23 protein-coding genes and 1 pseudogene are annotated in these 25,526 nt (G+C 58.0%); 13 read left to right on the plus strand and 11 right to left on the minus strand.

What is annotated here, in order from left to right:
* Positions 1 to 279 precede the first annotated feature (279 nt).
* Positions 280 to 930: a ribosome biogenesis GTP-binding protein YihA/YsxC gene (gene yihA, locus QN377_RS19840; protein WP_094999674.1), complete on the minus strand. Its 651-nt coding sequence runs from the start codon at positions 928 to 930 to the stop codon at positions 280 to 282.
* Positions 931 to 1,120: 190 nt separating this feature from the next.
* Here yihA and QN377_RS19845 point away from each other — a divergent pair.
* From QN377_RS19845 to QN377_RS19875, 7 genes and pseudogenes are all read left to right on the plus strand, one after another.
* Positions 1,121 to 1,368 (plus strand): annotated as a pseudogene (locus tag QN377_RS19845) (c-type cytochrome).
* A 46-nt stretch (positions 1,369 to 1,414) separates the two neighbouring features.
* Positions 1,415 to 2,035, plus strand: a complete 621-nt coding sequence (locus QN377_RS19850; protein WP_094999673.1) for a c-type cytochrome — start codon at positions 1,415 to 1,417, stop codon at positions 2,033 to 2,035.
* Positions 2,036 to 2,235: 200 nt separating this feature from the next.
* Positions 2,236 to 2,874, plus strand: a complete 639-nt coding sequence (locus QN377_RS19855) for a thiol:disulfide interchange protein DsbA/DsbL (protein ID WP_016782754.1) — start codon at positions 2,236 to 2,238, stop codon at positions 2,872 to 2,874.
* 15 nt (positions 2,875 to 2,889) lie between these two features.
* On the plus strand, positions 2,890 to 3,768 hold the full coding sequence (locus tag QN377_RS19860; RefSeq protein WP_094999672.1) for an endonuclease/exonuclease/phosphatase family protein: 879 nt from the start codon (positions 2,890 to 2,892) through the stop codon (positions 3,766 to 3,768).
* Positions 3,765 to 5,753: a diguanylate cyclase gene (locus QN377_RS19865; RefSeq protein WP_322213861.1), complete on the plus strand. Its 1,989-nt coding sequence runs from the start codon at positions 3,765 to 3,767 to the stop codon at positions 5,751 to 5,753. The genes QN377_RS19860 and QN377_RS19865 overlap by 4 nt, the downstream gene beginning before the upstream one ends.
* Before the next feature lie 271 nt (positions 5,754 to 6,024).
* Positions 6,025 to 6,426, plus strand: coding sequence for a hypothetical protein (locus tag QN377_RS19870; RefSeq protein ID WP_094999670.1), 402 nt, complete (start codon positions 6,025 to 6,027; stop codon positions 6,424 to 6,426).
* Between the two features lie 132 nt (positions 6,427 to 6,558).
* The gene (locus QN377_RS19875; protein ID WP_094999669.1) at positions 6,559 to 7,338 is read left to right on the plus strand and encodes an N-acetylmuramoyl-L-alanine amidase; all 780 of its coding nucleotides are present in this window, start codon (positions 6,559 to 6,561) and stop codon (positions 7,336 to 7,338) included.
* Positions 7,339 to 7,342: 4 nt separating this feature from the next.
* Here QN377_RS19875 and QN377_RS19880 read toward each other — a convergent pair whose 3' ends face one another.
* Both QN377_RS19880 and algB read right to left on the minus strand, forming a co-directional pair.
* On the minus strand, positions 7,343 to 9,133 hold the full coding sequence (locus QN377_RS19880) for an ATP-binding protein (RefSeq protein WP_094999668.1): 1,791 nt from the start codon (positions 9,131 to 9,133) through the stop codon (positions 7,343 to 7,345).
* Positions 9,134 to 9,140: 7 nt separating this feature from the next.
* Positions 9,141 to 10,487 (minus strand): sigma-54-dependent response regulator transcription factor AlgB, encoded by a 1,347-nt coding sequence (gene algB / locus QN377_RS19885; protein ID WP_094999667.1) that lies wholly within the window; start codon positions 10,485 to 10,487, stop codon positions 9,141 to 9,143.
* A gap of 537 nt (positions 10,488 to 11,024) precedes the next feature.
* Here algB and QN377_RS19890 point away from each other — a divergent pair.
* The 4 genes from QN377_RS19890 to QN377_RS19905 all read left to right on the plus strand — a co-directional run bounded on the left by QN377_RS19890 (position 11,025) and on the right by QN377_RS19905 (position 14,820).
* Positions 11,025 to 11,309, plus strand: coding sequence for a hypothetical protein (locus tag QN377_RS19890; RefSeq protein ID WP_094999666.1), 285 nt, complete (start codon positions 11,025 to 11,027; stop codon positions 11,307 to 11,309).
* Positions 11,310 to 11,391: 82 nt separating this feature from the next.
* Positions 11,392 to 11,556, plus strand: coding sequence for a DUF1328 domain-containing protein (locus tag QN377_RS19895; RefSeq protein WP_019828122.1), 165 nt, complete (start codon positions 11,392 to 11,394; stop codon positions 11,554 to 11,556).
* 610 nt (positions 11,557 to 12,166) lie between these two features.
* Entirely contained in the window at positions 12,167 to 13,486 is a 1,320-nt protein-coding gene (gene gltP, locus QN377_RS19900) for a glutamate/aspartate:proton symporter GltP (RefSeq protein ID WP_094999665.1), read from the plus strand.
* Between the two features lie 104 nt (positions 13,487 to 13,590).
* Entirely contained in the window at positions 13,591 to 14,820 is a 1,230-nt protein-coding gene (locus tag QN377_RS19905; RefSeq protein ID WP_094999664.1) for a nucleoside recognition domain-containing protein, read from the plus strand.
* 102 nt (positions 14,821 to 14,922) lie between these two features.
* Here QN377_RS19905 and QN377_RS19910 read toward each other — a convergent pair whose 3' ends face one another.
* The 8 genes from QN377_RS19910 to QN377_RS19945 all read right to left on the minus strand — a co-directional run bounded on the left by QN377_RS19910 (position 14,923) and on the right by QN377_RS19945 (position 23,054).
* Positions 14,923 to 15,552, minus strand: a complete 630-nt coding sequence (locus tag QN377_RS19910) for a class I SAM-dependent methyltransferase (RefSeq protein WP_095017892.1) — start codon at positions 15,550 to 15,552, stop codon at positions 14,923 to 14,925.
* 41 nt (positions 15,553 to 15,593) lie between these two features.
* Positions 15,594 to 16,238, minus strand: a complete 645-nt coding sequence (locus tag QN377_RS19915) for a methionine ABC transporter permease (RefSeq protein WP_094999662.1) — start codon at positions 16,236 to 16,238, stop codon at positions 15,594 to 15,596.
* Positions 16,228 to 17,349 (minus strand): methionine ABC transporter ATP-binding protein, encoded by a 1,122-nt coding sequence (locus tag QN377_RS19920; RefSeq protein ID WP_094999661.1) that lies wholly within the window; start codon positions 17,347 to 17,349, stop codon positions 16,228 to 16,230. The genes QN377_RS19915 and QN377_RS19920 overlap by 11 nt, the downstream gene beginning before the upstream one ends.
* A 2-nt stretch (positions 17,350 to 17,351) precedes the next feature.
* On the minus strand, positions 17,352 to 18,143 hold the full coding sequence (locus QN377_RS19925) for a MetQ/NlpA family ABC transporter substrate-binding protein (RefSeq protein ID WP_094999660.1): 792 nt from the start codon (positions 18,141 to 18,143) through the stop codon (positions 17,352 to 17,354).
* Between the two features lie 114 nt (positions 18,144 to 18,257).
* Entirely contained in the window at positions 18,258 to 19,619 is a 1,362-nt protein-coding gene (locus QN377_RS19930; protein WP_095017893.1) for an LLM class flavin-dependent oxidoreductase, read from the minus strand.
* Complete coding sequence (locus QN377_RS19935) at positions 19,619 to 20,815, minus strand: SfnB family sulfur acquisition oxidoreductase (protein WP_095017894.1); 1,197 nt, start codon at positions 20,813 to 20,815, stop codon at positions 19,619 to 19,621. Before QN377_RS19935 ends, QN377_RS19930 begins: the two co-directional genes overlap by 1 nt.
* A gap of 14 nt (positions 20,816 to 20,829) precedes the next feature.
* The gene (locus QN377_RS19940) at positions 20,830 to 22,071 is read right to left on the minus strand and encodes an SfnB family sulfur acquisition oxidoreductase (protein ID WP_095017895.1); all 1,242 of its coding nucleotides are present in this window, start codon (positions 22,069 to 22,071) and stop codon (positions 20,830 to 20,832) included.
* 173 nt (positions 22,072 to 22,244) lie between these two features.
* Positions 22,245 to 23,054, minus strand: a complete 810-nt coding sequence (locus tag QN377_RS19945; RefSeq protein WP_095031551.1) for a hypothetical protein — start codon at positions 23,052 to 23,054, stop codon at positions 22,245 to 22,247.
* A gap of 488 nt (positions 23,055 to 23,542) precedes the next feature.
* Between QN377_RS19945 and QN377_RS19950 the strand changes: the two genes are divergently transcribed.
* Positions 23,543 to 24,475: an SdiA-regulated domain-containing protein gene (locus QN377_RS19950; RefSeq protein WP_094999655.1), complete on the plus strand. Its 933-nt coding sequence runs from the start codon at positions 23,543 to 23,545 to the stop codon at positions 24,473 to 24,475.
* A 98-nt stretch (positions 24,476 to 24,573) separates the two neighbouring features.
* Entirely contained in the window at positions 24,574 to 25,488 is a 915-nt protein-coding gene (locus QN377_RS19955) for an SdiA-regulated domain-containing protein (protein ID WP_095017896.1), read from the plus strand.
* The last annotated feature ends 38 nt before the right edge of the window (positions 25,489 to 25,526 follow it).

Here is a 25,526-nt window from a genome sequence, read left to right on the forward strand (position 1 = left end):
AGATGTGTATAAGAGACAGGTCTGTCGCAATGACCGCGTTGATGCCATCGCGAGCAAGCCCGCTCCCACACTAACTTATTCCAAAGAGTTTTTAAGCTCCCGGAACTAAATCTGCCAACACCACTCAGATTTATTGAATGGGTGGTGAAGCCCTTCAAAGCTCCTAATGTTGTGTTAAGTGTTGGCAGATACCTGAACCCCGCCCTAGCGGTTCAGTACTTGAACCCCGGACCTCCTTCCCCCCATGCGAAGTCCGGGGTTTTTTTTGCCTGCGATTTGTTACTCGTCAGCTTCAACCAGTTCTTCGCCTTTGTTCGGCAATTCCATCCAGCGTGCCAGCACGGTGTACGCCTCTTCCAGGCCCATGCGCTTTGGCGTGGAGAACAACTGGATGGTGACGGCATCGCCCCATTGCTTGCGAATGTCCGACTGGATTTTAAGCAGCGTATTTTTTGCAGCGCCGTACGTCAGTTTGTCGGCTTTGGTCAGCAAAATGTGCATAGGCATGCCGCTGGACACGGTCCAATCAAGCATCAAAAGGTCGAAATCGGTCATTGGATGACGGATATCCATCATCAAGATCACACCCTTGAGGCTTTCACGGCTGCCGAAATATGCTTCAAGGTGGCGCTGCCAGTGCAATTTCAGCGGGATCGGCACCTTGGCATAACCGTAACCTGGCAAGTCGACCAGGCGACGTTCTTCGTCCAGTTGGAAGAAGTTCAGCAACTGAGTGCGGCCCGGAGTTTTCGACGTGCGCGCCAGGCTGGCGTGGGTCAAAGTGTTGAGTGCACTGGACTTGCCGGCGTTGGAGCGCCCGGCAAACGCGACTTCGTAGCCTTCGTCATCGGGGCATTGATCGACTTTGGCAGCGCTGAGCATGAAGGTGGCCTGTTGGCACAGACCGAGAATGGGGTTCTTGAGTTGCATGGGATTTCCGATGTGAGCGGCGTCAGGAATGGACGCGGCGAGCGTGTCGTTTCCGTTTCAGTGACGCCAGTATATAATGCCGCAGATTTTGTGTGCGCTTTGTCCCAGCGTAGGATGAAGAACACGGGAGCAAAAAACCCAGGTTGCGCATTAGAACGCAGCAGGCTCCCAACCCTGAAAAGGTCGTTTTATGACTGCTGGTGACGGTGTCTTGATGCCACGTTACAGCATTCAGGCTACACAGGATCCGGAAGCCGTGTACAACCGCGTTTGTATTGTCTGCCATGCTGGTCAGCTAATAGGCCAAGGTAAGAGCAAGGTATGTAGGCGCTGGTACGACATGTGACCCAGGGTTTCAAGGCGATGCCGCCGCGTGGTTTGTGCATGGACTGCAGTGTCGAGGATTACCGAACTGTCCTACAGTGGATAAGCGAGTGAGCCCGGCCCATAACTCTTTAACCCTTAGCCGTAGTTGGATTAGCTGATGAACAAATTACTCGTGAGTCTGCTGTTGACCTTGGGCGTCAGCGGTATTGCCCAGGCTGCTAGCACCGCTGTGGTAGGTGATGCTGCTGCAGGTCAGGCAAAAACCGCTGTATGTGGCGCTTGTCACGGTCCGGACGGCAATAGCATGGCCCCAAACTTCCCCAAGCTGGCCGGGCAAGGTGATCGCTACCTGCTCAAGCAGTTGCATGAAATCAAGGACGGCAAGCGTCAGGTGCTGGAAATGACCGGCCTGCTGGCGAACCTGAACGATCAGGACCTTGCCGACATCGCGGCCTACTACTCAAGCCAGAAAGGTTCGGTTGGCGCTGCTGACCCGGCCCTGGTAGCCCAGGGTGAGGCCCTGTTCCGTGGTGGCAACCTTGAGAAAGGCATGCCAGCGTGCATCGGCTGCCACTCGCCAGACGGCCAGGGCCTTGCCGCTGCCGGCTTCCCGCACCTGGGCGGCCAGCACGCCAGCTATATCGAGAAACAGCTGACAGACTTCCGTGAAGGCGACCGCACCAACGATGGTGACTCGATGATCATGCGCGGCATCGCGGCCAAAATGAGCAACAAGGACATCAAGGCGCTGGCCAGCTATATTCAAGGCCTGCACTAAGGTCTGTACGGTCGGCGGGGCCAGGTCTTGATACCAGAGGTCACGTTAACGATCGTTTAATCCTTGAATGTGAACCTCAAAGGGCAGCTTCGGCTGCCCTTTTGCATCGCGTCTACAGTTACACTATCGAACTCAAGCCAGCATGGACCTGTCTGAATACAGGTCACGTTGATATGACCTTATCTGTCCAGGAGTAAAGCATGCGTAATCTGATTCTCAGCGCCGCTCTCGTCAGTGCCAGCCTGTTTGGCATGACCGCTCAAGCTGCCGAGCCGCTTGAAGCGGGCAAACAATATGTAGAGCTGAGCAGCGCCGTTCCGGTTGCTGTGCCTGGCAAGATCGAAGTGGTCGAGCTGTTCTGGTATGGCTGCCCGCATTGCTTTGCATTCGAGCCAACCATCAATCCCTGGGCAGAAAAACTGCCCGCCGACGTGAGCTTCGTGCGTATCCCTGCCATGTTTGGCGGGATCTGGAATGTTCATGGCCAATTGTTCATCACCCTTGAAGCCATGGGCGTTGAAAACAAGGTTCACAAAGCCGTGTTCCAGGCCATCCACGACGGCAAGAAGCTGGCAACCCCAGAAGAAATGGCTGATTTCCTGGCCGGTGAAGGCATCGATAAAGACAAGTTCCTGAGCACTTACAACTCGTTCGCCGTCAAAGGCAAAGTTGAAGACGCCAAGAAGAAGGCACAGGCCTATCAAATCTCCGGCGTACCGACCATGGTCGTCAACGGCAAGTACCGCTTCGACCTGGGCACTGCCGGTGGCCCTGAAGGCGCTTTGAGCGTGGCCGACCAGCTGATCGCCAAAGAGCGCGCAGCGGGCGCAAAAAACTAAGCGGCGCCCTCGCCCATGCTCCGCTGGAAAGGCGAGCGAAGTGTTGGTCTGCATGAGCCGCAGATCAACGAAGATCATCTGGCGTCCTGCGGGATGCCGGATGATCGACGTTTACGACTGCTCAGTTTCAATATCCAGGTGGGTAACAGCACCCAGGGTTACCGGCATTACCTGACCCGCAGTTGGCAGCATGTGCTCCCCCATAAGGGGCGGGCCGGTAACCTGGAGCGTATTGGTGACCTGCTCGGCGACTTCGACCTGGTCGCCCTGCAAGAGGCCGACGGTGGTAGCCATCGTTCTGGCTACATCAATCAGGTCAAGTATCTTGCCCAGCAGGGCGAATTTCCCTACTGGTATCAACAACTCAATCGCAATCTAGGGCGTCTGGCCCAGCACAGTAATGGTGTGCTCAGCCGGTTGCGCCCTGCCGCGATTGAAGATCATCCCTTGCCCGGCCCTGCGGGGCGTGGTGCGATTCTGGTGCGCTTTGGTGAAGGCCCCGACGCTTTGGTGGTCGTGGTCATGCACCTGGCGCTGGGAACCAAAACCCGCACCCGGCAGCTGGCCTATATACGCGAGTTGATTGGCGACTATCAGCACCAGGTGTTGATGGGCGACATGAACACCCATGCCAACGACCTGCTGCACACCTCGCCACTGCGGGACCTCGGGCTGCTGGCGCCGCAAATGGAGGCCACCTTCCCCAGTTGGCGCCCGCAACGTTGCCTGGATCATATTTTGCTCAGCCCAAGCCTGACCCTTGAGCGCGTCCAGGTACTGGATCAGCCTATCTCGGACCATCTGCCGGTAGCCGTCGATATCCGTCTGCCAGGCTCTGTCGGCGTCGACTCCCAGATCGCGCTGCGCCCGCCTGACAACGGGGCGAAGGCATGAGGGACGAGGCCGCGCGCTGGAAAGAGAAATACCTTAAAAGCGTGGAGCTGCAAGACAAGCTTGAGCGCCGCTGGAATGCCCGCCTCGACTTGCTGCGCCGTGGCCTGGTGCGTAGCACCCTGGCCGCTGAGGGCACGGACCGCACGGTCGACCAATGCATGAAAGAAATGCGCGAAGCGGTGCGCACCAATGAGATGGACGCCGCCCTTGCCGCCTTGCTGCCGCGCCTTGAAAAAGCCGTGCTCGACTCCGAGCAGCGACGTGAAACCCGGGTTGAGCAAGTCAGCGCAGCGCTCAATACGCTGGTCACCCAACTGCAGGCCCTGCCACTGCCCCGTGAGGTCAGCAAGCCGCTCAAGACCTATGCCAAACAGCTCGAAAACCGGGTGACGCACGCCCGAGAAATACCGCTGCTGCTTGATGAGCTGAGTCACTTGCAAGGGCAGGCACTGGCGCCGCAACTCAATGACGCCCAGCCGCCCAAGCCGGGCTTGTTACAGCGATTATTTGGTGCACAAGACGCTGAAAAGGCACTTGGCGAAGCGACTGTGGTTCCGATTCCGGTTGAGACTCAGGCGCCGCGACCGGCTGCGCCGAACAGTGTGGTCCCAGCGCATGTTGCCGAGCCGCCGGCAGTACCCACGCCTCAGCCTGAACCGGTAATTGTTGAAGCCGAACCACAGCCCTTGCCGCCCGTTGCTACGGCTGACGATGACGCCCAGGCGCTTGCCGAGCCGTCCCCTTCGGTACCTCAAGAGGCTCAAGAGCATGCATCCAGCGGTGCACTTGAGTCAGTGGTCGCGATGGTTGAGGCCGAAAATGATCAAGCCAGGGATTTCGTTGAGCAGTCGCCGCTCGACGAACAGACTGAGCTGGCCGAAGTCGATGCTGTCTATGCCCTGCCTGATGCCCCCGAGCCAACCTACAGCAGCGTGGCCGAGCACATTGAGTCCACACTGCTCGGGTTGTTGAGCGGCCTGTCGCTGCCTGAACACCACAGGCCACAGGCCGAGGCCATGTGCCGGCGTCTGGAAAAAGGGCTCAACTGGTACGAATTACTGCCGATCCTCGACGATCTTGCGGTTTTGATGCTGGCCATCACTGACAGCGGCCAGCATGAATTCGAGGCTTACCTCAAACAGCTCAATGAGCGCCTGGAGTCATTTCAGAACAACCTCCAGGCGGCCAGCGAGGGTCATGCCGAGGGTCGATCCGCCGCCGACGACTTGCACAGCCAGCTGCGCGAACATGTGGACGGTTTGCAAAACAGCGTGCAGGACGCCGTTGACCTTAACAGCCTCAAGCACCTGCTGGAGAATCGTCTCGAAGGACTGCTGGGCACGATGGACCAGCACCAGCAGCAGCGCATCGCCCGTGAACAGGAGGTCTCGGCCCACCTCCAGGGGCTGGCCGAGCGTATCGCGAGCATGGAACAGCAGGCCCAGGGCTATCGCGAGCATCTTGAAGAACAGCGCCAAAAAGCACTGATAGACCCCCTGACCGATCTGCCTAACCGGGCGGCATGGGGCGAACGCCTGCAATATGAAGTCGATCAGTGGCAAAAAAACGGTAATCCTCTACTGATTGCCATGCTCGACCTCGATCATTTCAAGCGTATCAATGATGGTTATGGCCACCTGGCGGGCGACAAGGTGCTCAAGATCATTGCCACCCAATTGCGCAAGCATCTGCGGCCGACCGACTTTATTGCCCGCTTTGGTGGCGAAGAGTTTGTGCTACTGATGCCCGATACGCCGTTGAGCGCAGGTTTGCATCTGATCGAGAAGCTGCGGGCAGCAATCCAGGCCTGTCCGTTCCACTTCAAGGGCGAACCCGTGACCATCACCACGTCTATCGGTGTATCCGCGTTCAGGCCGGGTGATCGCAGTGACCATGTGCTTAAACGGGCTGATGAAGCACTGTATCGGGCCAAACGGCGTGGACGTAACTGCGTGGAGCCTCAAGCAGCGACTATTGAAACTTGATATTTATTTGTCGCTTTATGTAGTTACTTTCTAGACAGCAAGTAGTCCCTGTCGGTATTTAAAATTAATTAACGGATTCCCTCGCGGCTTTCTTGACGGGTTGTGAGTGGGCGACTTATATAAAATAACAGACCGGTTTGGTTACCCGACAAGTAACGACGGCACTGTAGACATCTCATTATCAAACCCCCATCGACAATGCCGCCGGGCACTGCAGGCTCTAGCCAGCCGGTATAAAGCCAGTACGGTGTACGGCCGTAAAAGGTAGTGTATGAAAATATTGATTTACTTGTTACCTGTGTTCTTTTTGATCACGGGCTCTGTTTCGGTAAGTGCAGCCACTAAAACCCCGATCTATTCGGCCTCTATTAACAAGGATGGAACACTGGCCGCACAATCGCCGCACTGGATTGAAAGTATTGAATACTCCAGCCAACCCGATTATGCAGCCAGTTATAAAGTTAATCTGATGCCCGATGCCTTTCAAAAGGAGCCAAAATTTTGTGTGGCATCGACTTACGACAATTCAAGCTATGAACATACCCTTTATGGCATCGCCAAATTGTCGAGCAAACCGACCCGATCCGAAGTGAATGTTATAGGCTTGATGCTGGGTGCCAACGGGCCATCCGGGGATTCATCGATGAGTTTTTACCTGGTGTGCGGCAAATAAATCACCTTACGAAGGCTGCGACCCTGTTGGTGTTTACAAGGTCGCAGCCCTTGTCTTCATCCGGTACAGCTGCACGACACGGGCGGTAAGGTATGCTTGCCTATTAATTGCTCAGTCGTGTTGTTCTCGCCCATGAAATTCTCCGCCCTGATCTTGTCCCTTGCCCTGCTGGCCGGTTGCAGCAACGGTCTGCGCATGGACACCAGTCATCCTTCGATCAACCACGACAGCCGCGTGCAGTTTGTGGTGCTTCACTACACCTCAACCTCGCTGGAGCGCTCCCTGGAGCTGTTAACCCGCGGTCCGGTCAGCAGCCATTACCTGGTCGGGGATACTCCGCCGACCATTTACAAACTGGTGGATGAAAACCAGCGCGCCTGGCACGCCGGTGAAAGCCAATGGAAGGGCCGCACCTGGCTGAACTCCAGCTCCATCGGCATTGAAATCGTCAACAAGGGTTTTCGCGATACGCCCGAAGGTCGAGTCTGGTACCCCTATACAGAGGGTCAGGTCCAGTCGGTTATCGCACTGCTCAAAGATATTTCAACCCGCTATCAGATCGACCCGCGCAACATCATTGGCCACAGCGATATCGCGCCCTTGCGCAAGCTGGATCCGGGCCCGCTGTTTCCCTGGAAGCGCCTGGCCGACGCTGGCTTTGGCATCTGGCCAAACGCCCGGGCCGTAGCCCGGGAGCAAGCGCTGTACGCCAGCAACTTGCCAAGCATCACCTGGTTCCAGCAGCAACTGGCGCTTCTGGGCTACGAAACCCCGCAAACTGGAGAGCTGGATGTCGCCACTCGTCACGTTCTGGCCGCCTTCCAGATGCATTTCAGGCCTTCGCGATACGATGGCACTCCGGATGCTGAAAGTGCGGCCATTTTGAAAGTACTGAACACGCAAAAGCACTGATGAGCTAGAGCAATGGCAGGGCCATGTAAAATTGTGTGCCTTGCCCTGGACGCGAATACACCCCAATGCGCCCGCCATGCAGTTGCACAATCTCTTTGCACAGTGCCAGCCCAAGGCCGGCGCCACCCTTTTTGCGCCCCACTTGCACAAAGGGCTCAAAAATCCGCCCTTGTTGGCTATAGGCAATGCCTTCGCCATTGTCTTCGATGCTGATAATCACCCGTTCCCCATGGCGCCTGGCCTGCAGGCAGATCTGCCCGCCACTGGCGGTGTGGCGCAAGGCGTTGTCCAGCAGGTTGTCCAGCACCCGCTCCAACTGGGCCTGATCGGCCCGCAACTCAGGTAGCGGTTGTTGCAGCTGCACCAGCAGCTCGACATTTTTTACCCGCGCACGGTCGGCGAAACGGACACGGGCGTCCTCGAGCATGTGTTCGACACTGCAGGGGGCCAGCGTCAGCTTCTGCATGCCGTTTTGATAGCGGGAGAAGTTCAGCAGGTCATTGATCAACTGCATCAGGCGCTGCATTTCTTCGTTGACGGTGTTGAGCAGGTCGGTTTCCCGTGACTGGGGATCAAAGCGCGATCGCTCCAGAAACAACCCGAACGCCATATGCATGCCGGTGACGGGGGTGCGCAACTCATGGGAGGCCCGCAACACGAACTCGCTGCGTACCCGCTCAAAGGCACGCTGCTCGGTGACGTCGTGCAGCACCATGACGGCGCCGAGGATAGGCCCCTTGGGCTGGCTCACCGGGGTCAAGCTGTAGGTCAGGAGTCGGGTTTCGCCTTCAATGTCGACGCTCAAGTCTTCCGGCAAGCGCTCAAGACTGCCTCCGCGCAGTACTGTTTGCAGTTGCTGGTCGAGTTCCGGACGTTGCAAGGCCTCACCCAGCGACTGCCCCAATCGCCCTTCATCCCAACCCAGCTGGCGCTGTGCGACGGGGTTCAAGTGCTCCAGCCGGCCTTGCTGATCGATCATCAACAACCCGTCATCGATACTGTCGAGTACCGCTTGCAGCCGCTGCTGGCCCGCCAGCAGCTCATCGATGTTGGTTGCCTGATGCTGGCGCAATGCCTCGGCCATAATCCCAAAGCGCCGCGTCAGCAGGTTCATCTCTGTGGCCGAGGAGAGCGGCAACACCACTTCGAAATTACCTTTGCCAATGTTATCCGCGGCCTTGGCCAGCGCCTCGATCGGGGCACCAAAACGCCTGGCAATACCGTGGGCGGTGATAAAGCCGATGATCAGCACGGCAATGCCGACCAGGCCGAGCAAGGCGGCGACGACCAAGGCGCGATCCCGGGCTGCGGCCTGGGCGGCATATATGGTGTCGAGCGCACGACGGTGTTCGGTAATCAGACCGTTGCGCAGTTGATTGAAGCGGCTGGTCAGATCCTTGTCATTGCTCAGGTTCAGTTGCGCGTCGCTGGCCTTGTTGAAGGCCAGCAAAAAACTGCTGTAATCCTCCCGGGCCTGGGCAAAACCGCTATGCAGATTGTTTTTACGCTCATGCTCGATGCCCTCGTCGAGCAGCTTCAAATACTCCCGGGCTGATGACTTCAGCGCTTCGGGATCTGGCTGGTTATGCAGCATCATCACCAACTGATCGCCCAGCGACTGACGCAGTTTCAGGCCCAGATCGAGGGTAATGAAGTTGTTACGAATCAGCGCTTCCTGGGTTTTCGCCATTTGCATCACGCTGACGACGCCAAGCAACAGACCAAGCAGCGCCACCGTGATTAACGCGGAAATGCTCAGGAACAGGCGGGTGCGCAGCTTGATCGCAAGTTTCATCGCGGGCTCACAGGTTGTACTGCTTACGTTTGCGGTACAGCGTCGAGGCATCGATACCCAGGGTTTTTGCTGCCTGATCCAGGGTTTCACTGGTGGCCAGGACGGCGCCGATATGGGCTTTCTCCAGTTGATCGAGGCTCAGAGCAGCGCCAATGCGCGGGGCGTTGGGTACCGTTTGTTCGGCCATGCCCAGATGGCTGACTTCAACCACTTCCTGCGGGCAAATAATACTCGCGCGCTCAACCACATTGCGCAACTCGCGGATATTGCCCGGCCAACGGTAATTGGCCAGGGCCCGGCGGGCTTCCTCACTGAAGCCGCGGGCAGGGCGAGCATATTCCTTGACGAAACGGGCCAGGAAACGGTCGGCCAGGGTCAGGATATCCTCACTGCGCTCGCGCAGCGGCGGCAAATGCAGGGTGATCACGTTGAGACGGTAGAGCAGGTCTTCACGGAAGCGGCCATCGCGCACCATGTCCTCAAGGTGGAGGTTGGTGGCGGCCAGAATCCGTACATCGGCGCGGCGGGTAACGGGGTCGCCGACGCGCTCGTATTCTTTGTCCTGAATAAAGCGCAGCAGTTTTGGCTGTAGGGCCAGCGGGAAATCGCCGATTTCATCGAGGAACAAGGTACCGCCATCGGCCTGATTCACCCGGCCCAGGGTGCTTTCGCTGGCACCGGTAAAGGCTCCACGGGTATGGCCAAACAGTTCGCTTTCCATCAGCTCGGCCGTCAGTGACGGACAATTGATCGTGACACAGGACTTTTTCGCCCGTTTGCTCCAGCCGTGGATTGCGCGTGCCAGTTCCCCCTTACCGGTACCCGACTCGCCCAGAATAAGAATATTGGCATCCGTACCGGCCACCTGGCGGGCGGTTTCGAGCACCGCCATCATGGCCGGGCTATGGGAGTCGAGGCCTTCTTTGGGCTTGCGTACTTCACCCTCCAGGGCTTCAAGCCGGGCCGCCAACTGGCGCACTTCCAGTTGCTTGGCCGTGGCCAGCCTTAGCTGGTCGGGGCTGCACGGCTTGACCAGATAATCGGCGGCACCTGCCTGGATCGCATCAACGGCTGTATCGACGGCCGAGTGGGCAGTGACTATCACAACACGCATCCACGGCGCCTGGATACGCATTTGAGCCAGCACATCCAGACCGTTGTCTTCGCCCAGGCGCAGATCGAGAAAACACAGATCAAACACCTGTCGTTGCAGCAGTGCGTCGGCCTGCGCTGCGCTGTTGGCGGTGGCGACAGTGTAGCCCTCGTCTTCGAGGCAATAGCGGAATGTACGCAGGATGGCGGACTCATCGTCGACCAGCAGAATGCGGCCCTGTTGCTCTTTGGCTGAATCCATTTCCTACGTTCCTTTATATGTGGTCTTGGTTAGTGTCGGAATAATCGGGCAAGTTGCATGATTTTTCTGATTGATTCCGAGGCTAGCACCGAAGGCTCTGGCCTGCATAAGGTAACTGGCTGATTTTGCGGCTTTTTGCGTTGAGTCGCAGGTCGAAATTAATCCCTCTCGCAGCAGCTGACTCTCGGAGCAAGGCTGCGTCCGACGGCGAAGCCGTCGTAAACCCTGAAAACCGGATTTTACTGGCACACCGTGGTGTCTGATTTGCGACGGCTGTGCCGCCGCACGCAGCCTCGCTCCGCGAGTCAGCTGCTACGCGACGTGTGGTATCCCCTGATCGTGCAGAACGCCCGACCCGCAGGCCGGGCATCGTGCAGGTTGCGCGTCAAATCCATTCGAACAAATAGATAACACATTGATTTATAACGGTTTTTTATTGTGTCAAAAGCTGGCACGGCCCCTGCAATTACCCTTGTACAGAGCGTCGCACAGAGCGGCTCAACCTCACATTGACCACCGGGTGGCAGGAGTTTGAACATGAATATTCACGAATTCTCCAACTTGCGTGTTTCGTCATTGCATCTGCAACAAGGTCTGTTCGCCAGCCTTGCGTTGTCGGTGACCCTGATCGGTGGTCAGCAGTTGGGCCGGTTGGAGCAAGCACCGCAGCCGGTTGCCGCTGCACAGCACTACATCGCTCCCCAGCAGCACTTCAAGGCATTTGGCCCAGTGTCTGATACCACTGGCCGTTACGAACTCGCAGCCTCGGACGAAACCCAAATCGCCCGCTCGCAACCAGCACCTGAACGTTGGGTGTTTTAAGTGTTCACAACCTTGAGGCCCTGATCGGGCGTCGAGACACACCCTCATCACCCTGTTTCGCACAGTAATAAGGAGAATCACCATGTTGAGTTGGGCCATTACCTTCCTGATTATCGCCATCATCGCTGCTGTCCTGGGCTTCGGTGGTATTGCGGGCACCGCTACCGGCATCGCCAAGATTCTCTTTGTCGTGTTCCTGGTGATGTTTGTGGTGTCCTTTATCTTTGGTCGCCGCGGTCGAGGCTAGAGATGACCGCCCCCTCCTTTAAGGCTACGGTCGCTGTCCTGGTAACGGGCGGCGGCCGAGGGGCATGAAACCGGTTACATGGATGCAGGCAGCCAAGGTTCTACCTTGGTTTTTTTGTGCCCGGAGAAAATCTTTCGGCGGCTGTAATGCCTTATCAGGGTTCATTTTTTTGAAAACAAATGTGGCCTGAACAGCACTTCGAAACGTCGACCGTATATCGACTTGTAGAAAAATAGCCCGGACTTATATCTGATTTGTGTTGTCGGATATTTCTTGGATATAAGCGGCTCAATGCCACCCCCTCCTTAGCCAAAAAGACCTTGAAACAGCCGGTCTACGGCACTTATGTCGTCTATTCTGTGGATTCTCAGGAGGGGCGATTTGAGGTCTTGTCGGACAAAACCCATGCCGATTCGGCATAGGGTAGGCGTTTACGGCATTAGACGGCCACCTCATGCATGGGAATAGTTGCGCCTTTTTTCGCCTGCCAAAGAGCCTTTCGGGCTCGGTTTGGGCGACCTTCTACGGGGGTGGCGGTTTCTGCTTTTTGCGCTTTCAAGCGCTCTATTCAGAGCCTCTGCCCGAGTCCACTTGAAGTAAGGGTAATGACATGAAGAAGGCAAAACTTAGCCTCGCCTGGCAGATCCTGATTGGTCTGGTCCTCGGGATTGCAATCGGCGCGCTGCTTAACCATTTCAGTGCTGAAAAGGCCTGGTGGATCAGTAACGTTCTGCAACCTGCCGGCGATATCTTTATCCGTCTGATCAAGATGATCGTAATCCCAATCGTGATTTCTTCACTGGTTGTCGGGATTGCAGGCGTGGGAGATGCGAAGAAACTCGGTCGTATCGGTTTTAAAACCATCATTTACTTCGAGGTGGTCACCACCATCGCGATCCTGGTCGGCCTGGTGCTGGCCAACGTGTTCCAACCCGGTGCCGGTATCGACATGAGCACCCTGGGCACGGTCGATATTTCCAAGTACGCAGCCACGGCAGCTGAAGTCACGCATGAACATGCGTTTATCGAGACCATCCTCAACCTGATTCCATCGAACATCTTCGCGGCCATGGCTCGCGGTGAGATGTTGCCGATCATCTTCTTCTCGGTGCTCTTCGGTCTCGGTTTGTCGAGCCTGAACGCCGAACTGCGCGACCCGCTGGTGAAAACCTTCCAGGGCGTGTCCGAGTCGATGTTCAAAGTCACTCACATGATCATGAACTACGCGCCAATCGGTGTGTTCGCCCTGATCGCCGTGACCGTCGCCAACTTCGGTTTCGCCTCGCTGGTGCCTCTGGCCAAGCTGGTGCTGCTGGTTTACGGCGCCATCCTGTTCTTCGCCGTTGCGGTGCTGGGCCTGATTGCCAAGCTGTTCGGCTTCTCGGTGTTCAAACTGATCCGTATCTTCAAGGATGAACTGGTTCTGGCTTACTCCACCGCCAGCTCCGAAACCGTGCTGCCACGCGTGATCGAGAAGATGGAAGCCTACGGCTGCCCGAAAGCGATCTGCAGCTTTGTGGTACCGACCGGCTACTCGTTCAACCTTGACGGCTCGACCCTGTACCAGAGCATCGCGGCAATCTTTATCGCCCAGCTGTATGGCATCGACTTGTCGATCAGCCAGCAACTGCTGCTGGTACTGACCCTGATGGTGACCTCCAAAGGCATCGCCGGTGTACCAGGTGTATCCTTCGTGGTACTGCTGGCGACCCTGGGCAGCGTGGGTATCCCGCTGGAAGGCCTGGCCTTTATCGCCGGTGTTGACCGTGTGATGGACATGGCCCGTACGGCCCTGAACGTGATCGGTAACGCCCTGGCGGTACTGGTCATCTCCCGTTGGGAAGGCATGTACGACAACGCCAAGGGCGAGCGCTACTGGAACTCGCTGCCGCACTGGCGCAGCAAGGAAGCCCTGCCAAAAGGTGAGTAACCTCGCCTGGTAGCGCAACTCCCACAAACCCCGGCCTTGGCCGGGGTTTGTTGTTTCTGGGGGTAGGCCGCTATCATTCGCATCATCTTCCAGGAGTTTTCTTGATGCTCAACGGCCTATGGCTCAGCTTTTTCGTCGTCGCTACGGTGTCGGCGCTCGCCCAATGGCTGGTGGGGGGCAACGCGGGGATCTTCTCGGCGATCGTGGAAAGCATCTTCGCCATGGCCAAGTTGTCCGTCGAAGTGATGATCTTGCTCTTCGGCACCCTGACGTTATGGCTCGGCTTCCTGCGCATTGCCGAAAAAGCCGGCATCGTCGATTGGCTGGGCAGGGCCCTGGGACCTCTGTTCAAGCGCCTGATGCCGGAAGTCCCGCCTGGGCATCCGGCGCTGGGCTTTATCACCCTCAACTTCGCCGCCAACGGCCTGGGGCTGGATAACGCGGCCACGCCCATCGGCCTCAAGGCCATGCGTGCCCTGCAAGAGCTCAACCCGAGCCCGACCAGTGCGAGTAATGCACAGATCCTGTTTCTGGTGCTCAACGCCTCGTCCCTGACCCTGCTGCCGGTCACTATCTTCATGTACCGTGCCCAGCAAGGGGCGCCGGACCCGACACTGGTATTCCTGCCGATCCTGCTGGCCACCAGCGCCTCGACCCTGGTCGGCTTGCTGTCGGTGGCCATTGTCCAGCGCCTGCGTCTGTGGGACCCGGTGGTGCTGGCGTACCTGGTGCCTGGCGCGCTGATCCTGGGCGGTTTCATGGCATTGCTGGCGACCCTGTCAGCCACGGCGCTGGCCAGCTTGTCGTCGATCCTGGGCAACCTCACGCTGTTCGGCCTGATCATGCTGTTTCTGGTGATCGGGGCGCTGCGCAAGGTCAAGGTCTACGAAGCGTTTGTGGAAGGGGCCAAGGAAGGCTTCGACGTCGCGAAAAACCTGTTGCCGTATCTGGTGGCGATGCTGTGCGCGGTGGGTGTGCTGCGTGCTTCCGGGGCACTGGATTTTGGCCTGGACGGTATTCGCCATGTGGTTGAGTGGCTGGGTTGGGATACGCGCTTTGTCGATGCGCTGCCAACGGCCATGGTCAAACCCTTTTCGGGCAGTGCGGCGCGGGCCTTGCTGATCGAGACCATGCAGACCCAGGGTGTGGACAGCTTCCCGGCGCTGGTGGCGGCCACGGTGCAGGGCAGCACGGAAACCACGTTCTATGTGCTGGCGGTGTACTTCGGCGCCGTGGGCATCCAGCGTGCCCGGCATGCGGTGGGTTGCGCCCTGCTGGCCGAGTTTGCCGGCGTGGTGGCGGCGATTGCGGTGTGCTACTGGTTCTTCGGCTAACCCAGGCCACCTTGTGGGAGCGGGCTTGCTCGCGATGGCATCACCGCGGCCACGCAGGTAAACCGTGTTGCCTGCATCGCGAGCAAGCCCGCTCCCACAGGTTTACAGGGTTTTACGCCACACACTCACCAGCCACGGTTGCTGGTCACGGGGCAAGCCCGCCGGGCGGTAGTAGTGCTCCAGCTCGGCAAACCCTGCAGCCGTCAGCATCGTCCGCCAGTTCTGCAGATCGTGATAAGCCCCGTAACGCTCACCGTTCCAGCCTTCGCGGTTGTCGCCGCGCGGGTTGGAACTGAGCAGTACGCCGCCGGATTTCAGGGCTGCATGCAGCTTGCCCAGCACCTGACCCAGTTCCTGGGTCGGCACATGGAACAACGAAGCATTGGCGAAGATGCCGTCGAAGCGTTCAGCGGGCAAGTCGAGCTTGAGGAAGTCCTGGTGCCACACTTCACAGCCGCTGTCTTCGCGGGCCATTTGGGTGAAGCGTTCGGTGCCGTCCAGCCCGATTGCCACATGCCCGAGGCGGGTGAAAGCCTGCAGGTCGCGACCCGGCCCGCAGCCGAAATCCAGGACAGTGAAGGGCGCCGAACCTTGAATATGACGCAACAGGGCGTCGATGTTCTGGCTCACGTCATGGTCGCGGGTGCCTTCACGGAAGCCCTCGGCGCTCTGTTGATAGTGGCTCAGGGTCGTGGCGGCAATCTGTTCGAGAGTTTTTGCATCGAGGGTCATCGCAGGCTCGGTCGGCGGCAGGGCTGGCCGCCGACTATACCTCAGCGTTTGTTCAGTGCCAGGGCCAGGCGGTCACCACCCAGCTGAATCACGGCCACCAGAATCACCAGCAATACGATCACGGTCAGCATCACCTGCGAGTCGAAGCGCTGGTAACCATAGCGGTACGCGATGTCACCCAGCCCGCCGGCACCAATCGCACCGGCCATGGCCGACGAATTGATCATCGTCACCAGGGTGATGGTAAAACCGCCGACGATGCCGGGTAAGGCTTCGGGCAGCAGTACGTGCCAGATAATGTGATGGCGCTTACAGCCCATGGCTTGGGCGGCTTCAATCAAACCGTGATCCACCTCACGCAGGCTGACTTCAGCTATGCGTGCAAAAAACGGTGTGGCGGCGATGGTCAGCGGTACGACCGCCGCCCATACGCCGTAGGTAGTGCCCACAATCAGGCGGGTGAACGGGATCAATGCCACCATCAAAATCAGAAACGGGATTGAACGGAACAGATTGACGAACGCACCCAGAGCCTTGTTCAGTGTGGGGGCTTGATAAATCCCGCCTTTGCCGCTGGTGACAAGGATCACCGCCAGCGGTATGCCCAGAACCAGCGCGATCAGCGACGACACACCGACCATCAGGAAGGTGTCGATCACCCCCTGCCACAAACGATCAAATCCCATAGCCCACTACCTCGACCTGTTGTGCCCATTGTCCGGCCCGCTTGCGCAGCTCTTCGGCGCCCAGCGAAGTGCTGGTTACGCTGAGCAGCAGTTGCCCCAGGGCATGCCCCTGGATGTGTTCGACGCCGCCGTGGAGCAGCCGCACTTGCCCTCCCAGCGCGCTGAACAGCGCGCCCAGGTCAGGCTCTTGGGCCTGCCGGCCGGTAAAACGCAGGCGCAAGATCACGCTGGCTTGTGCGGACTGTGCCTGCGCCGAAATACGGTTACGCAGCGCTTCAGGCAGGGTCGCCTGCAAGGGCGCCAGCAGGGTCTTGCTGACGTCATGCTGAGGATCGCCGAAGACCTGCCACACAGGGCCTTGCTCGACCACGCGACCTTGCTCCAGTACCACTACGCGGTGACAGATATCACGAATCACGGCCATTTCATGGGTAATGAGGATGATGGTCAGGCCCAGGCGCTGGTTGATTTCGCGCAGCAGACCGAGGATCGACTGAGTGGTTTCGGGGTCCAGGGCCGAGGTGGCTTCATCGCACAGCAAAATCGCCGGATCGTGCACCAGCGCACGGGCAATGCCCACACGCTGTTTTTGCCCGCCCGACAGTTGCGCCGGGTAAGCCGTGTGCTTGCCTTGCAGGCCAACCAGCTCCAGCAGCTCACGCACCTTCTGCTCCCGTTGCAGCTTGGGCACGCCCGCCACCTTGAGTGGCAACTCGACGTTCTGCCATACGGTTTTGGCCGACATCAGGTTGAAGTGCTGGAAGATCATGCCGATCTTGCGCCGCAGCGCCACCAGCTTGTCTTCGTCAAAGCTGGCGATATCGACCTGATCGATCAGCACGCGGCCGCGGGTAGGCTGTTCGAGGCGGTTGATGGTGCGAATCAACGACGACTTGCCAGCACCGCTGCGCCCGATGATGCCGAAGATCTCCCCGCGCTGGATTGCCAGATCAATACCCGTGAGGGCATCCACAGGGCCCTGGCGGCCATCATAGGTTTTGCCGATACCGATAAAACGCACATGGGCGTGGCTCAACTCAGGGTGCAGCTCGGTGTGGTTGGCGCCGGGCTGCGGCTGATCGAGCCGCTCGCGAGCAATGGCCACATTCATGGTCAGCCTCCCCAGCCGGGCTGGTACAGAGTGCCGTAGGTCTTATCCAGCGCAGCTTTGACCACTGGCGAGTGCTGATAGATATCAATAAATTTGGCCAGACGCGGGTCGTCTTTGTTCTTGGGCTGGATCACGAACTGAATCACATACTCGGGGTGGTCGATGCCGTCGAACAGCAAGGCCGACTCGGCATCGAAGGTTTTCGACAGGCGAATGTAGGCTGGATAACCCTGCACCAGGTCGGCATCGTCGTAGGCTCGTACCAGTTGCACGGCCTCAACCTGCAGGATCTTGATCTTTTTCGGGTTGGCGATGATGTCCTCTTCCGTCGCCTTGTAACCAACGCCCGGCTTGAGTGTAATCAGCCCGGCCTTGGCCAGCAGTTGCAGGCCACGCCCGCTATTGATCGGGTCATTGGCAATGGCAACAGTTGCGCCTTCAGGCAGGGCGTCGAGGCTTTTGTATTTTTTCGAGTACAGGCCCACGTTGTTGATGATGCCTTTGGCGTAGGGTGCCAAATCGAACCCGGCGGCGGCCTTGGCGTTTTCCAGGAACGGGATGTGCTGGAAGTAATTCACATCGATATCGCCGCTGGCCAGGCTGACGTTGGGTGCGATCCAGTCGGTGAACTCCACCAGCTCGACCTTGAGTCCTTGCTTGTCGGCCTCGGCCACTGCGGTTTCCAGGGGAATGGCGAACGCGGCGGTGGTACCGACCTTGAGCGGCTTGTCGGCCGCGTGGAGCAAACCGCTAAACAGCCCGAGAGCCAGAACCAGTGCGTGTTTTTTGTTCATGATAATTGCCCAGTCAAAGAGTCGGAATTCGAACCCTGTGGGAGCGAGCCTGCTCGCGAAAGTTTGGCAGTCCTGCAAGCTTCGCGAGCAGGCTCGCTCCCACAACAAAAAGGGTTAAGGGTTGTGTCTGTAAGCCGCACCTGTATGGCGTTGCGGCAAGTGCGCATCACCTTCCACAAACAGCTTCTGACGCAGGCTGCCAGTGTCATAAGCGGTTTTATAAGAGCCCCGGCGCTGCAGTTCGGGGACCACCAGGTCGATAAAATCGACGTAGCTTTCAGGGGTGACGATGCGGGTCAGGTTGAACCCGTCCAGGCCGGTTTCTGCAATCCAGGATTCCAGCTCGTCGGCCACTTGCGCAGGCGAACCCACCAGCGTGATGTAACGCCCGCCCAGGGCGTGCTGTTCAAGCAGCTTGCGCCGGGTCCAGTCGTTGTTTTGCAGCACTTTGGTGGCGGACTGGATCGCGTTACTCTTCACGTACTGGATCGGCTCGTCCAGTTCGTAGTCGGCAAAGTCGATACCCGTGGAGCTGGAAAAGTGCGCCACGCCGGCTTCGGCACTGGCATAGCTCAGGTACTCGTCACGCTTGGCCAATGCCTGGGCCTCGGTCGGCGCCACGATCACGTTGATCCCCATAAACAGCTTGATGTCGTCCGGGTTGCGGCCCGCAGCCACAGCGCTGGCGCGCACCTTGTCGACCTGGGCTCTGGTCGCTGCCTTGGTCTGCCCGCTGATAAACACGCACTCGGCATGGCGACCGGCAAACACCAGGCCGCGATCCGAGCTGCCCGCCTGAAACAGCACCGGGGTGCGTTGCGGCGACGGTGCGCAAAGGTGATAACCCTCCACCTGATAGAACTCACCTTCGTGTTTGATCTTGTGCACCTTGTCGGGCCGGGCATAGATGCGCCGGGCCGGGTCATTGAGCACGGCGTCGTTTTCCCAGCTGCCTTCCCATAGCTTGTAGAGCACTTGCAGGTACTCATCGGCCTGATCGTAGCGCCGGTCATGCTCGACCTGTTCGGTCAGGCCCATGGCTTTGGCTGCACTGTCGAGGTAGCCGGTAACAATATTCCAGCCCACGCGACCGCGGGTCAGGTGGTCCAGGGTCGACATGCGACGCGCGAATAAATACGGCGTTTCGTAGGTCAGGTTGGCGGTCAGGCCAAAACCGAGGTTCTTGGTGACGGCAGCCATCGCCGAAACCAGCAGCAGGGGATCATTGACCGGTAGCTGGATCGCCTCTTTGAGTGGCATATCAACCGATTGTTGATAAACGTCGTACACCCCCACGATATCGGCGATAAAAAGCCCGTCGAACAGCCCGCGTTCCAGCAGCTGCGCCAACTCAGTCCAGTATTCAAGGGTGTTGAAGGTGGTCGAGTTGTCACGTGGATGAGTCCACAGACCGTGGTTGATATGACCAATGCAGTTCATGTTGAAGGCATTGATCAGAATCTTCTTTTTGCTCATCAGATGGTCCCCCGCAATGGCGGGTTGGCATCATTTAGGTAGTAATTGCCTACCGCGTGGTACTTCCAGCGCACCGGGTCATGCAGGGTGTGCACGCGGGCGTTGCGCCAGTGACGGTCAAGGCCGTGCTCGGCCAGGGTGGCCTGGCTGCCCGCCAGCTCGAACAGGGTGCTGCCGGCGGCCAGGGAAATTTCTGTACTCAGGGCCCGGGCTTCTGCGATGGCAATCGAGGCTGCGGCGACGGTGCTGGCGCTGGTGTTGCTCTGAGCAATATCCAGAAACGCTCCGGCACGTTCCAGCAGGGCTTCGGCGGCATGCAGACGTACGCTCAAATGGCCGAAGCTTTTGAGGGTCAGCGGGTCTTCGCTGGCGATATCCGTAGTGGCATCAATCCAGGGCCGGGTTTTGCTGCGCACAAAATGCAGGGCGTCTTCAAAGGCGGCGCGGGCGATACCGGTATCGATGGCCGCGTGAAGGATCTGCGCCAGCGGACCAACCGGGGTCGGACGCTCGAAGGCGCTTTGAAACGGGATCACGTCTTGTGCTGCGACCAGTACGTTGTCGAAAACCACCGAACCGCTGCCCGTAGTACGCTGGCCAAAACCGCTCCAGTCGTCGATCACGCTTAGGCCATCGCTGTCGCGGCGCACGAATGCAAGATGCTGGATGCCGTTATCGTCCACAACCGAGGTAGGTATCCGCTGTGCATACAGTGCGCCAGTGGCGTAGAACTTGCGCCCGGTGATGCGGTAGCCGTGTTCGGCCTGGGCCAGATGGGTGGTGCGATCGTGTGCACTCTTGGTGCCGATTTCAGCCAGGGCATTGCCGAAGCGCTCTCCGGCCAGCACCTCGGCATAGAGCCGCTGCTTTTGCTCGTGTGTGCCATTGACCCGTAAAACTTCGAGTGCATAAAAGTGGTTTTGCGGGATTTGCCCCAGAGAGGCATCGGCCGCAGCGATCAGCGCGATCACTTGCGCCAGGGTGACGCTGGACACGCCTGCGCCGCCGTAGGCCTTGGGCACGGTGATGCCCCACAGGCCGGTATGGGAAAACAGCTCAAGCTCATCAAACGGCAAGCGCCGCTCGCGGTCACGCAGGGCACTGTCGCGTTTGAAAAACGCCGCCAGTTCACGGGCTACGCTCAGGGCCTCGGCATCGCTGTGGATAACCGGGACCTGTTTGGATATCAGTGACATGGGTGTCTCCAGGGTCAGATCCAGGAATGCCGGGCAGGCAGGGTGCCGTTGAGGCGATACGCGCCGATGGCGTGGTATTTCCAGCGCACCGGGTCGTGCAGGGTGTGCACCCGGGCGTTGCGCCAGTGGCGGTCGAGGTTGAACTCGGCAAGGCTGGCGCGGCTGCCGGCCAGTTCGAACAATTTTTCGCTGGCCAGCAGCGACAGCTCGGTGCTCAGCACCTTGGCTTCGGCCACCGCAATCGATGCGCGGGCAGCGCCAGGGGCGTCGATCGGTGCCGCGCTGACTTCGTCCAGGACGCGTCCGGCTTTGCGCAACAAGGCTTCGGCTGCGTGCAGTTCAATGTGCAGTTTGCCGATATCGGCAATCACATAAGGATCATCGCTGTTGCGTTCGACCTTGGCGTCGATCCACGGGCGTGAGCGCTCGCGGACAAAACTCAGGGTGTCGGCAATGGCGCCGCGGGCAATGCCCAGGTCAATGGCGGCCTGGATCAATTGCGACACGGCGCCTTGAATGTTCGGAGCATCGTTGAGACGCGAACTGTCGACCACCTGTTCGGCTTCCACCCGCACGTTGTTAAGCAATACGGTGCCGCTGGCGGTGGTGCGCTGACCAAAACCGGACCAGTCATCCACGACGCGCAAGCCTGGTGTACCGCGACGAACGAAGGCCATGACCTGCCTGCCTTCATCGTTGACGGCTTTTACCGCAATCCAGTGGGCGAACAGGGCGCCGGTGGAGTAAAACTTCTGACCGTTAATGGCGAAGTCGTCGCCATCGGCGATGATCCGGGCCTTAATGTCCAAGGTGTTTTTGCTGCCGCGTTCCGGGCCCGCATTGCCGATGCGCCAGCCTTGCAGCACGCTGGAGAACAGTTGTTCTTTTTGCGCCTGGGTGGCCGTGGCAGCGATCAGGCTGAGAATGCCAACCTGATTTTGCGGGATTTGCCCCAGCGCCGGATCGGCAGCCGAGATGATCGCGAACACTTCAGCCAGGGTCACAAATGACACCTGGGGGCCGCCAAATTCGCGGGCAATGGAAATACTGCCCAGGCCGCTGCGGGTGAAGGCTTCTATGAGCGACCACGGCAGCTTGCGTTGCTGGTCGCGTTTGCCCGCGTGTTCGCGTGCACTGGCTGCCAGTGTGTGTGCGGCTTCAAGGGCTTCGTTGTCGGTGCGCAGAACCTGCGCTGCCAGCAACAGAGGCGCGACATCCTGGTCGCTTTGCAGGTGTGCATTGGCCAAGCTGGACATTAGTTGCGCTCCTTGGCTGCACTCAATGCCCTGGCGTTATGCACAAGGGTGATTGTATTACGGACCATACCTACCTCACGTTTCATGGGAGCGCCGCTCGTGCGGCGCGGATAAAAGCTGAGAGTCCGGTGGTCCGGTTCATATACCCTAATCGAGTATAAAAATTTTAAGAACTAACTTTTAGGAATATGGATAGACGATTCCCTGGCTCCCTGCTCCTGGTTACGCCAGTTGGAACGGGGCTCTGCGGCGTGCAGTACCTCCCTCGGGGCAGGGTTGAGATAGAGCTTGGGAGCACCTACCTTGAGCACTCGCGCCGGTGCCCAGCGCGAATTGTTGCCCACGCGGTCGATCACGCAGTAGGTGACTTCCAGCTTGGCGTCTTCGCCAGCCTCCTGGATGATGTGGGGGGGCACGAACACGCTGACGGGTTTGTCGATATCCACTTTGCGCAGTTTGGGCAAATCCAGGCGTACATCCCCCCAGAGCAGGGTGATGGCGTCATTGTTGGCCATGTTGCGATAGGGTTCGATACTCACCGGGACACCGCGTTTCATCTGGCTTGGGTTAACCCCGTAGCGCTGGATGGGCTGCGGAATTACAAGCGGGGCCAGGCCCTGGTTTTCGTCGCCAATGGCTTCGCCGCCAGGGCAGTCAAGTTTGACCAATATTTTAAGTTGCGCAGAAAGAACCGGGCTGCTGCCGATATGCATCACCCGGTAGTAAAGGCGCGCCGTACCATTTTGAATAAAACTCTCTGGCACTCTTAACATGACAGGCTGGCCAATACCGGCTTTGAAAATCTGCCGCGAGGCGACATAGCAACCATCCCAGAACAACTCGACAAGGTCACCTTCTTCCATGTTCTTGTAAGGGTTTATTGTAATAAGCAAGTGCTCGGCCGCGCGCGCGCACACAGTATGCCTTGCGGGGTTTGAAAGTACGGGCGGAGGGAGTTTGTTGAAACATGAGGTAAAGGGCATATTTAAAGATTCCTTTCCAGTATGTAAGGGAACGGTACACGTCTGCGCAGACCGGCCCTCGCTTTCAGCACCGAGTACTGGCCGCACATGGTTAACGCGATAAATATTTGCTTTTTGACAAGTGGCTGGGCTCGATTATTTTTATTAGATAAGAGTCTGTGGGTATGAGTGTCAAGGGCGAACAGAAGTAATATAAATGTCTCTGAATTATTCAGAATGTTCCTACTGAAAGAGTACTTTAAAGTTGCATGACAAGTAGTTCTGGCGATGAGCGATGAGTCATCAGTCTAAGTTTACAGGCTGTTTAATGGTCCTCTCTCACCAGGCCTTTGCACACGCCCAATCACTCGGGACCTCAGCCAGCATGATTTTTTTGCGTTTTTGCCATTTATTTCACACTCCGTCTGCATAATCGCCATGCACGAGGCAGCTGGTTAGCCCGCTTTGTGATATTTAGATCTGGCCCAACATTTCGGAAGCCCACTCAAATGGCAACAAACCCACAGTTGATACCGCCTGTTCCCCGGTCCTCACGTTTCAGCATGCGCTGGTATTCCTGGGTATTACTGGTGGGGGTATTGGTCTACGGGCTCGCGTGGATCATGCATTGGGATGACCGCGGTGCGTTGTGGGTACTGGAGCGGTTTGAGAGCCCGTCCGAGCAGAACGAAAGCATATGGCTACCTGACTACAGGGCGGTGATTGATGCCAAGGTGTTGCCAGGAATGGAAAAGGACGAGGCATCGGACCTGGCCTATAACCCGCTGACCAAAACACTGTTCTCGGTGATGGGTAAAAACCCTTTTCTCGTGGAACTGACTCTGGATGGCGACGTACTGCGCAAAATCCCGCTGGTGGGCTGGAGCAACCCGGAGGGCCTGACAGTCATGGAGAACGGCCTGCTGGCCATTGTCGATGAGCGTGAGCATATGCTGAGCATCATCAACATCGACGCGGACACCAAGTCCCTGAATATTGCCGACTTCCCCAAGTACGACCTTGGGCCTTCGAAAAACCAGAACAAGGCCTTCGAAGCCATTGCCTGGGACCCTCGCCGCCAACAACTGCTGCTGGGTGAAGAGCGTCCGCCGCAGTTGTTTGTATGGAAGAGCGACGGTAGCCAGGTGCTAACCGGCAGCAAGCAGAAAGTGCCAAGCGATGAGCTGGATCTACGCAACCTGTCGGCCCTGAGCATCGATCCGCGTACAGGCCATACACTCGTTCTGTCGGCCGATTCGCACATGCTGCTGGAGCTCGATGAGCTGGGTGAGCAGGTCAGCTTCATCACCTTGCTCGGAGGCTTCAATGGCCTGAAGAACACCATTCCCCGGGCCGAAGGTGTCGCGATTGATGAACACGGCACGCTGTATATGGTGAGCGAACCGAACCTGTTTTATCGCTTCGAGAAGGTGGCCAAATAAATCCCGTGCCCGCGCAAGACATGTTGCCCGTTGAGGTTTAAGGTTCAATTCAGACAGCCGTGGTATTTCATTGGCCTGATCTGTTTAGAGTTCGCCCCATGCGCCGTGTCAACCGCACTACCGTTTTTACTCTCTGTATAACGCTGGTGGCCTTGCTGGCCGCCGGCTTTGCCGCGCAACATTTTCGCCTGTTTGAACGGACCTGGTTCCAGATCAGCCAGATGTGGCACCCCGCCAATCCTGATGCAATCAACCTGGGAGACTACCGCGCCGTAATGCAGGGCAAGGTCATCGAAGGGCTTGAGGATGATGTCTCGGCACTGACCTTCGATCCATTGCGTAAGAGCCTGTTTACCGTGACCAACAAGAAAGCCGAGCTGATCGAGCTGTCCCTTGATGGCCGGGTCTTGCGCCGCATTGCACTGGTCGGGTTCGGCGATGCCGAGGCAGTCGAATTTATTGGCGAGAATACCTACGTCATTACCGATGAACGTCAACAGCGCCTGATCAAGGTCAAGGTCGATGACAACACCCGGGTTCTGGATGCCCGGGATGCCGAGCAATTGACGCTGGGGATCAATCAGTCGGGCAACAAGGGCTTTGAAGGTTTGGCCTATGACTCGGTGGGCAAGCGCCTGTTTGTAGCCAAGGAGCGCGACCCCATGCTGATTTATGAAGTGCGCGGCTTCCCTCAAGCCAACCCCCAGCAACCTTATGCCACCCATGTTGTGAGCAATCCGCGACGGGATGCACGGTTGTTTGTAAGGGACTTGTCGAGCTTGCAGTTTGACGAACGCACCGGGCATTTGCTGGCACTGTCAGATGAGTCGAAATTGCTGCTTGAACTGGGTCTGGACGGCCAACCGATCAGCACACTGTCGCTGAAGAAGGGCAAGCACGGTCTGACCCGCTCAGTGCCACAGGCAGAAGGCGTCGCGATGGACGATGAAGGGACTGTCTATGTGGTGAGCGAGCCGAATCTGTTTTACGTGTTCAAGAAACCGGCTTTGTAGATGAGAAATGGCCGATCATCTGTCTCTTATACACATCT

This window comes from Pseudomonas sp. CCC4.1, assembly GCF_035019225.1.
In the GTDB taxonomy this organism is placed as follows: domain Bacteria; phylum Pseudomonadota; class Gammaproteobacteria; order Pseudomonadales; family Pseudomonadaceae; genus Aquipseudomonas; species Aquipseudomonas bubulae.